The organism is uncultured Nitratireductor sp., assembly GCF_913053745.1.
GTDB lineage: Bacteria > Pseudomonadota > Alphaproteobacteria > Rhizobiales > Rhizobiaceae > Nitratireductor.
In genome coordinates this window covers 26,385-34,755 of record NZ_CAJXGF010000032.1, presented here as the reverse complement: position 1 = coordinate 34,755, position 8,371 = coordinate 26,385, and the positions used below count along the sequence as shown (strand labels likewise).

Sequence of the window (8,371 nt, the reverse complement as noted above, 5' to 3'; positions counted from 1 at the left end):
GGGGGGGCGCAGGGAGCCGATCAAGAATCCGCAGAGCTGGCTGATCTAGAAGAGGCCCCGTGCAGACCAATTTCACCCCGGAGCAGCTTGCCGACCCGGATGTCGCGGAGTCGGAAAAGATCTTGCGCAAATGCGTGCATTGCGGCTTCTGCACTGCAACCTGCCCGACCTATGTCACGCTTGGCAACGAGCTCGACAGCCCGCGCGGGCGCATCTACCTGATCAAGGACATGCTGGAGAACGACAGGGCGGCAGACAGGGAGACCGTCACCCACATCGATCGCTGTCTCTCCTGCCTGGCCTGTATGACCACCTGCCCTTCGGGCGTGAACTATATGCATCTGGTGGACCACGCGCGAGCGCATATCGAGAAGACTTATCGACGCCCCCTGCTCGACCGACTGACACGCTCGGTTCTGGCGCAGATCCTGCCCTACCCGTCCCGCTTCCGTGCGGCTTTGAAGCTTGCGCGTTTCGGGCGCCCGTTCGCCGGGCTGTTTCGCTTGTTGCCGGGCCTGCGCCCGGTGGCGGCGATGCTCGATCTCGCTCCGCACAGCCTTCCGCGATCCGCGAGCGACACCCCGACGGTCTCAGGCGCGCCGCGCGGACGCGTTGCGCTTTTGACGGGCTGCGCCCAGTCCGTCCTCGATCCCGCCATCAACGCTGCGACGGTCCGGCTGCTTGCACGCCTCGGCATCGAGACGGTACAGAATCCGGAAGGGGAAGGCTGCTGCGGTGCGCTGGTGCATCATATGGGCCGCGAAGACGACGCGCTGGCGGCGGCACGGCGCAATGTCGACGCCTGGACGCGTGAGATCGAGGCAGGCGGGCTTGATGCGATCATCATCACCGCGTCCGGCTGCGGCACAACGGTCAAGGATTATGGCCATATGCTGCGGCTCGATACCGCATATGCCGAAAAGGCGGCCCGTGTCTCGGCGCTGACCAAGGACATTACCGAGTATCTCGAAACGCAGAAACTCCCGGAGCCGGCCATCGAGCCGGGCTTGGCGATCGCCTATCATTCGGCCTGTTCGATGCAGCATGGCCAGAAGATAAGCCGCGCGCCCCGCACGCTTCTGCGCAGCGCGGGGTTTGCCGTGCGCGAGCCGCGCGAGGGACATCTGTGCTGCGGCTCGGCCGGCACCTACAACATTCTCCAGCCGGAGATCGCCGCGCGATTGCGCGAACGCAAGGTAAAGAACATCGAAGCGACGGGCGCCACCCTCATCGCCACCGGCAACATCGGCTGCATGACACAGATCGGTTCGGCCACCGACACACCCATCGTGCACACGGTAGAGCTTTTGGACTGGGCCTATGGCGGGCCGAGACCGGCTTCCATTCCCGATGCGGTCACGACTGTCGAAAGAGAAGCGCCGGCAATGACGGCCGCCGAATAGGAAAAAGGGCGATGCTCCCCCAAGCATCGCCCTTTCCAGTCGCCCGGCAGTCCCCGTGCCGGGCATCCCCCGCTCAACCGGTCAGATCACCACCACCTTGGTTCCGACCGGAATGCGGTTGTACAAGTCCATCACATCCTCATTGCGCATGCGGATGCAGCCGGACGAAACGGCGCGACCGATGGTCCACGGCGCATTTGTGCCGTGGATGCGATAAAGGGTCGAGCCCAGATAGAGTGCACGCGCGCCAAGCGGATTGGCCGGACCGCCTTTCATATGCGCGGGCAGGATGCGGCCCTTTTCCTTTTCACGCGCGATCATCTCAGCCGGCGGACGCCAGTCCGGCCATTCGCGCTTGCGGGAAACCTTTTCCGTTCCCGTCCAGCCGAACCCCTCCTTGCCGACGCCGACGCCATAGCGCTTCGCCTTGCCGCCCTTTAGGACAAGAAACAGAAAGCGCTGTCCGGTGTCGACGACAATGGTGCCGGGCGCATGCCTGCTCGGATATTCGACCACCTGTGGCAGCCATTTGGGATCGTTCATGCGCCAGGAGCGCTCGCTGACCCGGGGGACATAAGCCACCTGCTGCGAAGGCTGCGCCTGGGAGCGCTGCGCCTGCACAGCATTGCGGATCGCCTGCTGACGGCTCGCCTGATAATCGCGGCGCGCCGTGTGGCGCTGGCGTGCATTGCGGGCACGCTGGTAGTTGCGATACTCACCGGCCTGATGATTGCGATGTTGCGCCTGAACCGGCGTACGGCGCAACTGCATCACCCAGGGTGCCGAAAGATCAGGACTGACGAGAACCGGCGGCGGCTCCACATATCGATCCTGGGCCTGCGCCCCCCAGGAAAACAGCAGCGCGGCAACAAGGCCGGCCGCGGACATCATCGACTTCATGACAAACTTCTCTCTACCATTCGTGATAGACCAAACTGGCCACGCGCTTTTGCGGGAAACGGGTGGCGGCGGCGGCCAGACGCAATTTATGCGCCTGTCCGTGTCAGGATGCTGACTCGAAGCTGCAACCGAATGGTGAATCGATTTTCGTAAAATGCCATGTTTCAGGAAAACCGTTTGGCGTGGTTACCGGGATGTTCAAAAAGCTGGTGAACATATCGCTAAAACGGGCTGATTTCACATTAACCAAGGAACTTTGGGCACATGAGCGAAGAAAAAACCGGGCTGATCCTGGGTGCTGACGGCAAAACCCGATGCTTCTGGCCGGGCGAGCTGCCCGACTATCTGGAGTATCACGACAATGAATGGGGTCACCCGGTCACCGACGATCACCGATTGTTCGAGAAGATCTGCCTGGAGGGTTTCCAGTCCGGTCTTTCCTGGCTGACGATCCTGCGCAAGCGCGAGAATTTTCGTGAGGCCTTCGACGGTTTCGACTTCGAGCGGGTGGCCCGCTTTACCGAAAAGGATGTCGAACGCCTGCTCGGCAATGCGGGCATTGTGCGCCACGGCGGCAAAATCCGCTCCACCATCAACAACGCGCAGCGCGCCATCGAACTGTGCAAGAAGGAAGGCTCGCTCGCCCGATATTTCTGGAGCCATGAACCGCAACCGCACGAACGCCCCGACCCCGTCGATTACAAAACGCTGATTGCCAATCCGACAACCGAAATCTCGACGCGCCTTTCCAAGGACTTGAAGAAACGCGGCTGGTCTTTCGTCGGCCCCACCACGGTCTACGCCTTCATGCAGGCGATGGGGCTCGTCAACGATCATATCGAGGGTTGCTCTTGCCGTGCGGCGGTGGAGCAGAAGCGGGCGGCTTTCAGCAGGCCGATTTGAAGCCGGACGCATTCGTCTCGGGGAGACAGGGAGCCGGGGCAGCCGTCGCAGAACGGCTGCGGTAAAAAATGTGCCGCGACCCACGCATGAAAATCTTGACTCGGAAAGAGCCGCTCACTATCTCAAAGCCGCGTTAGCACTCTTTACAAGGGAGTGCTAACGACAGGTTCGGCATCCGCCGGACGGAGGAAAAGCCTAATTCATCATCCGAATCAAGGGTTCAGAGAACATGGCCAACACGAATTTTCGCCCGCTTCATGACCGTGTGGTCGTCCGCCGGGTCGAATCCGAAGAGAAGACGGCAGGTGGGATCATCATCCCGGACACCGCCAAGGAAAAGCCGCAGGAAGGCGAGATCGTCGCTGTCGGTTCCGGCGCGCGTGACGAGGCCGGCAAGGTGGTTCCGCTGGACGTGAAGTCTGGCGACCGCGTGCTCTTCGGCAAGTGGTCCGGCACCGAAGTCAAGCTCAATGGCGAGGATCTCCTGATCATGAAGGAATCCGACATCATGGGCGTCATCGGTTAATTCACGCCACCACATCACAACGGTAACAGAGTTTCTCGAGAAGCTCAGGAGCTAGAGAAATATGGCTGCAAAAGACGTAAAATTTGCCCGCGACGCGCGCGAGCGCATGCTCAAGGGCGTGAACATCCTCGCCGATGCGGTGAAGGTGACCCTCGGCCCGAAAGGCCGCAACGTCGTCATCGACAAGTCCTTCGGCGCGCCGCGCATCACCAAGGACGGTGTGACGGTTGCCAAGGAAATCGAGCTTGAGGACAAGTTCGAGAACATGGGCGCACAGATGGTGCGCGAGGTCGCTTCCAAGACCAACGACACCGCCGGCGACGGCACGACGACCGCCACGGTTCTCGCTCAGTCGATCGTTCAGGAAGGTGCCAAGGCCGTTGCCGCCGGCATGAACCCGATGGACCTGAAGCGCGGCATCGACAAGGCTGTTGCCGACGTCGTCGCGTATCTCGGCTCGGCCGCGAAGAAGATCAACACCTCCGGTGAAGTTGCCCAGGTCGGCACCATTTCCGCGAACGGTGAGGCAGAGATCGGCGACATGATCTCCGAGGCCATGCAGAAGGTCGGCAACGAGGGTGTCATCACCGTCGAGGAAGCCAAGACCGCCGAGACCGAGCTCGAAGTGGTCGAGGGCATGCAGTTCGACCGCGGCTACCTCTCCCCTTACTTCGTGACCAACCCGGAGAAGATGATCGCCGAGCTCGACGACGCGTACATCCTGCTCCACGAGAAGAAGCTTTCCAACCTGCAGGCCATGCTGCCGGTTCTGGAATCGGTCGTTCAGTCGTCCAAGCCGCTCATCATCATTGCTGAGGACGTGGAAGGCGAGGCTCTGGCCACGCTCGTCGTCAACAAGCTGCGTGGCGGCCTGAAGATCGCTGCCGTGAAGGCTCCGGGCTTCGGCGACCGCCGCAAGGCCATGCTCGAGGACATCGCGATCCTCACCGGCGGCCAGGTCATTTCCGAAGATCTCGGCATCAAGCTCGAGAACGTCACCCTCGACATGCTCGGCCGCGCCAAGAAGGTCTCGATCTCCAAGGAGAACACGACCATCGTCGATGGCGCCGGTCAGAAGTCCGAGATCGAGGGCCGCGTTGCCCAGATCAAGCAGCAGATCGAAGATACGTCTTCCGACTACGACCGCGAAAAGCTGCAGGAGCGTCTTGCCAAGCTCGCTGGCGGCGTTGCCGTGATCCGCGTCGGCGGTTCGACCGAGGTCGAGGTGAAGGAACGCAAGGACCGCGTCGACGACGCGCTCAACGCGACCCGCGCTGCAGTCGAGGAAGGCATCGTCCCCGGTGGCGGCACCGCGCTTCTGCGTGCATCCGCCCAGATCAAGGCGAAGGGCGACAACGCAGACCAGGACGCCGGCATCAACATCGTGCGCCGCGCCGTTCAGGCTCCGGCACGCCAGATCGCCGCGAACGCCGGCGCCGAGGCTTCCATCGTTGCCGGCAAAATCCTCGAGAACACCGAGGTCACCTTCGGCTACAACGCTCAGACCGGTGAGTATGGCGACATGATCGCCATGGGCATCGTCGACCCGATGAAGGTCGTCCGCACCGCGCTGCAGGACGCCGCTTCGGTCGCCGGCCTGCTCGTCACCACCGAGGCCATGGTTGCCGAGCTGCCCAAGAAGGAAGCGGCTCCGGCTATGCCCGGCGGCGACATGGGCGGTATGGGCGGCATGGGCGGCATGGGCTTCTAAGCCGGTCGCACATCGCATGAAAAAAGAGGGCGCTCCTTTCGGGGCGCCCTTTTTCTTTGTCAAAACCTTTTTCGTTGTCAAAAAATGCGTTCTTCAGGGAACGGCCGCCAGGAGAAGAAAACAGAAGAACACCACCAGATGCACCGCCCCCTGCATGATCGTGGTGCGGCCGACCGCCAGCGTGAGCATTCCCACGAACAGCGACAACACCAGAAGCACGGTATGCTCCGGGTCGAGGCCCAATGTGATCGGCTCGCCGAAAATCAGCGACGCCACGGCAATCGTCGGGATCGACAGGCCAACGCTGGCGAGCGCCGAGCCGGTCGCCACGTTCATGCTGGTCTGCAACCGATTGTTGGCCGCTGCGCGAACGGCTGTCACGCCTTCTGGCAGCAGCACCACGGCGGCGATGACCAGACCGACGAAGGATTCCGCCAGCCCCAGCGCGAAAACGCCTTCCTCGATCACCGGCGCCAGCGCCTCGGCCAGAACGATGACCATGAGAAGCGACACCGCCAGCATGCCGCCGCTCCAGACTGCGTCTTTCAGGCTCGGCCTCTCATGAAGGTTGGTATCCTCGACGGCAATGTCGAGAAAGTCACCGCGGTGACGCACCGTCTGGACGAACAGAAAAATGCCGTAGAGAAGAAGCGAAACGACGGTGACGAAAACCAGTTGCACCGTCGAATAGTAAGGCCCCTTCACCGCAAGCGTGAAATTGGGCAGGATCAGTGTCAGCGTCGCCAGAGTGCCGAGCACGCTGAACGCCGCCACCGCGCCCTGGCTCTGGAACGATTGCTGACGATGGCGCAAACCGCCTGTGAGCAGGCAGAGGCCGATCACCCCGTTCAAAACCAGCATGACGGTCGAGAACACCGTGTCGCGCGCCACTGTCGGGTCTCCTTCCGATGGAGATAGCATCATGGAAATGATCAGGGACGCTTCGATAACGGTCACGGCGACCGCCAGCAGCACCGACCCGAAGGGCTGGCCGATACGCAAGGAGACAATTTCGGCAAAGTGCACCGACGAAAACACGGTGGCGACCAGCAACGGCCCAGCCAGCAGGAGAAAGACGATGTTGGTTTCCTCGAGCAAACCCGCGTGCATTCCCACGGCCAGAAGCGCAGCGGCAAACGGAGGGCCGGAGGTCCGAACGGCTTGTGCATTCGCAAAATGTCTGAACACGATTCCCCCAACGGATAGGCATGAACGAATAGGAGCGCCGCCGGCGCAATATATCGCTTGTGATAATCCAATGCTGGAAAAGAGCGCAATGAACAGTTTGCCGGCAACAAGAAATGCGATCCACCGGCTTGCGGTGGGAGCTATTGCCAAATTCCCTCGCCCGCGCCATTAAACGGCAGCACTTTTCGGGTAGAGACGGCAGCGCGGTTGAGGCTGCACCGGCCCTCCCGACGCGAAATGACAATGGAGCACGATCGCATGTCCAAGACCCGCACCGAGACAGACACATTCGGCCCGTTGGAGGTTGCCGCCGACCGCTATTGGGGCGCGCAAACGCAACGGTCGCTGGGCAATTTCAAGATCGGCACCGAAAAAATGCCTGTTCCGCTGGTTCGTGCCCTCGGCATCGTCAAACAGGCCGCGGCCGAAGCCAATCTCGAGAACGGCAAGCTCGACAGCGAGCGCGGCAAAGCCATGATCGAGGCTGCCCGGGAAGTGGTTGCCGGCAAGCTCGACGATCATTTTCCGCTTTCTGTCTGGCAGACCGGCTCCGGCACCCAGTCGAACATGAACACCAATGAGGTGATCTCCAACCGGGCCATCGAGATACTGGGCGGCGAGATGGGGTCCAAGCAGCCCGTCCACCCCAACGATCACGTCAATATGGGCCAGTCTTCAAACGACACCTTCCCCACCGCCATGCACATCGCTGCCGGCCGCGAGGCCGCCGAAGAGCTGCTGCCGGCGCTCCAGTATCTGACCGAGGCGCTCGAAGAGAAGGCCAGCGCGTTCGACGGCATCGTGAAGATCGGCCGCACGCATACGCAGGATGCCACCCCGCTCACGCTCGGCCAGGAGTTTTCCGGCTATGTGGCAGCCCTCAAGCTGGGCGCGAAGCGCATTGAAGAAAGCCTGAACGATGTCTACGCGCTGGCGCAGGGCGGCACCGCCGTCGGCACCGGCCTCAACGCGCCCATCGGTTTCGACAAGGCGTTCGCCGCGAAGGTCGCCACCATTACCGGCCTGCCCTTCCGGACCGCCGGGAACAAGTTCGAGGCGCTGGCGAGCCATGGAGCGCTGAACGCCTTCCACGGCATGCTGAACGCGCTTGCCGCAGATCTCTTCAAGATCGCCAACGACATCCGCTTCCTGGGCTCCGGCCCGCGCTCGGGCCTCGGTGAATTGAAACTTCCGGAAAACGAACCCGGCTCGTCCATCATGCCCGGCAAGGTGAACCCCACCCAGGCCGAGGCACTGACCATGGTCGCCACCCAGGTGATGGGCAACCAGACCACCGTCAGCATTGCCGCCAGCCAGGGGCACTTCGAGCTCAACGTGTTCAAACCGGTCGTTGCCAACGCCGTACTGCAGTCGATCCGCATCCTGACCGACGCGATGCGTTCGTTTGCGGACAATTGCGTAAAGGGCATCGAGGCAGACGAGACCCGCATTGGCGACCTGATGCAGCGCTCGCTCATGCTGGTCACCGCGCTCGCGCCGGCCATCGGCTACGACAACGCGGCCGCCATCGCCAAGGCCGCGCACAAGAACGGCACCACGCTGCGCGAGGAAGCCCTCAAGAGCGGGCTCGTCTCCGAAGAGGATTACGACCGGCTCGTGCGGCCTGAGAAGATGATCGCGCCGGCCTGAGGCCCGCTCATTTTCTCTTCCTGCAAACGACCACTGGCCTGACGAACCGTTTCAGGCCGGTGGTGATCCTTCCGGGTGGAAGGCAATGCG

7 protein-coding genes are annotated in these 8,371 nt (G+C 62.1%); 5 read left to right on the top strand and 2 right to left on the bottom strand.

All coding sequences use genetic code 11. The features are described from left to right. Window positions 1-59 precede the first annotated feature (59 nt). Window positions 60-1,403: a glycolate oxidase subunit GlcF gene (gene glcF, locus QZ638_RS07595; RefSeq protein WP_295808532.1), complete on the top strand. Its 1,344-nt coding sequence runs from the start codon at window positions 60-62 to the stop codon at window positions 1,401-1,403. 81 nt (window positions 1,404-1,484) lie between these two features. Here the strand turns inward: glcF and QZ638_RS07590 are convergent, their stop codons facing one another. Then, the gene (locus QZ638_RS07590) at window positions 1,485-2,303 is read right to left on the bottom strand and encodes a L,D-transpeptidase (RefSeq protein ID WP_295808531.1); all 819 of its coding nucleotides are present in this window, start codon (window positions 2,301-2,303) and stop codon (window positions 1,485-1,487) included. Between the two features lie 264 nt (window positions 2,304-2,567). Between QZ638_RS07590 and QZ638_RS07585 the strand changes: the two genes are divergently transcribed. From QZ638_RS07585 to groL, 3 genes are all read left to right on the top strand, one after another. Then, window positions 2,568-3,206 (top strand): DNA-3-methyladenine glycosylase I, encoded by a 639-nt coding sequence (locus QZ638_RS07585; protein ID WP_295808529.1) that lies wholly within the window; start codon window positions 2,568-2,570, stop codon window positions 3,204-3,206. Between the two features lie 229 nt (window positions 3,207-3,435). Beyond that, on the top strand, window positions 3,436-3,732 hold the full coding sequence (groES, locus tag QZ638_RS07580) for a co-chaperone GroES (RefSeq protein ID WP_295808527.1): 297 nt from the start codon (window positions 3,436-3,438) through the stop codon (window positions 3,730-3,732). Window positions 3,733-3,793: 61 nt separating this feature from the next. Beyond that, the gene (groL, locus tag QZ638_RS07575; protein WP_295808525.1) at window positions 3,794-5,443 is read left to right on the top strand and encodes a chaperonin GroEL; all 1,650 of its coding nucleotides are present in this window, start codon (window positions 3,794-3,796) and stop codon (window positions 5,441-5,443) included. A gap of 93 nt (window positions 5,444-5,536) precedes the next feature. Here groL and QZ638_RS07570 read toward each other — a convergent pair whose 3' ends face one another. Next, window positions 5,537-6,631: an ionic transporter y4hA gene (locus tag QZ638_RS07570; protein WP_295808524.1), complete on the bottom strand. Its 1,095-nt coding sequence runs from the start codon at window positions 6,629-6,631 to the stop codon at window positions 5,537-5,539. 258 nt (window positions 6,632-6,889) lie between these two features. Here QZ638_RS07570 and fumC point away from each other — a divergent pair, with 258 nt between their 5' ends. After that, on the top strand, window positions 6,890-8,281 hold the full coding sequence (fumC, locus tag QZ638_RS07565) for a class II fumarate hydratase (RefSeq protein WP_295808521.1): 1,392 nt from the start codon (window positions 6,890-6,892) through the stop codon (window positions 8,279-8,281). Window positions 8,282-8,371: the final 90 nt, after the last annotated feature.